This is a genomic window from Siphonobacter sp. BAB-5385 (assembly GCF_002261125.1).
Taxonomy (GTDB): Bacteria; Bacteroidota; Bacteroidia; order Cytophagales; family Spirosomataceae; genus Siphonobacter.
Map to the genome: position 1 here is coordinate 1 of NZ_NMPS01000106.1, position 1,769 is coordinate 1,769.

Genomic DNA, 1,769 nt, shown 5'->3' on the forward strand with positions numbered 1-1,769 from the left:
TCATACTGCTGCGTTAAGATAGCATTTGGTAAATTGTTGATTTACATAATTGTTCAATGAAACCAAGCTGCATAATGTTCATTACTTAGGTGTTTAAATCAATAGAGTACACGAAGGTTGAACAGTTTGATGCTATTCTATAAAAGGGACCTCGGGCTGATAAATGCTTGCAGAGCAATGAAAGCAGGATTAAGCCGTATACAAAGCTATAGGGCTAACAATGCCTACTTGCTATTCATGGAAGTGTTTGCATTCGTACGCAAGTACCTACCCGAAAGCCCTTCATTTCTCCACCTTCGCACTCAAGCCCTCTTTGTGGAGGCCTAATAGATAGTAGATAGCTAAGTCGGATAGCTGGAAGGGGTATCAAGGCCAAAGTTAGGTGTAAAACGCACCTTTTCCGAAGCAAATCAGTCCAGCAATCGAGCAAAAACAACTTAGCTATATAGTCCATGGAGACGACCGGCTACAAAAAAGCCTACCCGTGATAGTGGGTAGGCTTTTTCATTGACTGCTATCCAGGTTAGGGTAATGGTTTTTTAGAAATAAAGACTTGGCCATGCCTGCTGCTACAATATTTTCCCTGGCATAAGACAGCCGAACAGGCCAGATAGACACGTTGCCGAGAGTCCAGACTAATACCCTTGACATTTACCACCTGGGGAAGGTATACCACTCGACCATCAGACGTTTGCAGGCCTGATTTGTCCACATAAGGAGGTATTGTATAGGAGGGATCAACCTTGTATTCCTCTACAGGCTTATACGTAATGCCATTGGCTGCCGTAACCGCCTTTTTGAGTCCGCCATGAGGACGGCTAAACGAATCGTCCGAGGTACGTTTCTTCCAGGTCTTGCCATAATCCAAGCTATAGTATCTGGGACCGGCAATGTAAAGCTCAGGATTGTCCTGAATTTTCAATAAGCTTGAATAAGCATTAATCGTATCTCCTGAGGCAGAAAATCCGAATATGGATTCATTGCTAGCATATTTGGTTGTCTGCCAAGTCTTCCCCTGATCAAGGGTACGATACAATTGATTACCTAGGGAAATAATTAACGTACTGTCAATGTTGCCGTAGACGGCCTCAACAAAACCGTTTTCAGGGGCTGTAAGTATAATCCAGTCATTGAATTCAAGGGGTGCAACAGGAGCAGGAGTAATAATCTCCGGTTCATCGGATTGGCAGGCCGTCAAGCTAAGTAACAAAAGAGCAAAGAGGTAGAAGGACTTCATTAGAAAATGAGGTTGGGTGGTTCAGGGCTGAAAGCTACTGTTTAGCCTTCAATCAGCCAAGCAGAATATACGTTAAAAGGTGTTGATGCTTTTTGGTAAGCTAGCAATGCAGCTTTTGATGAGAATGAAAAATATTCATACAAAGAGCATGTCTTTAACACATGCAAATATTTACAAGTGTTGAAGAAGCCTTCGAATGGTTTCTGGAGAATAGCTGCAAAAACCTTCCCCCGGATGAAAAGAAAGGCGAGTTAACTGCAACATGCAGTCGAATATTACCTGGCGGTAATGGAATTGCTCAAGCCCCTTTACCGACATGTAGAAGCCTCTATGAGTACTAAACCCTTTATGACAGGTTCCTCTAGTCGGCAGATTACATGCATTAGCAGTCATGCCTTCCGGAACGAACAGGAGCATTGGGGCAGATGTTTGCCTGCTACGTAGCCGCTATCCCGGCTGTAGTTCTTCATGACATTCCAGCCCATGGTGTAGCTCAGATGTTTATGGACGTGAGTCATCTCATCAAGCAGCT

General features: G+C 43.8%; 1 protein-coding gene. It reads right to left on the reverse strand.

The window, feature by feature from the left end:
* Nucleotides 1–523: 523 nt before the first annotated feature.
* Nucleotides 524–1,237, reverse strand: a complete 714-nt coding sequence (locus BWI93_RS10875; RefSeq protein ID WP_094811161.1) for a hypothetical protein — start codon at nt 1,235–1,237, stop codon at nt 524–526.
* Nucleotides 1,238–1,769: the final 532 nt, after the last annotated feature.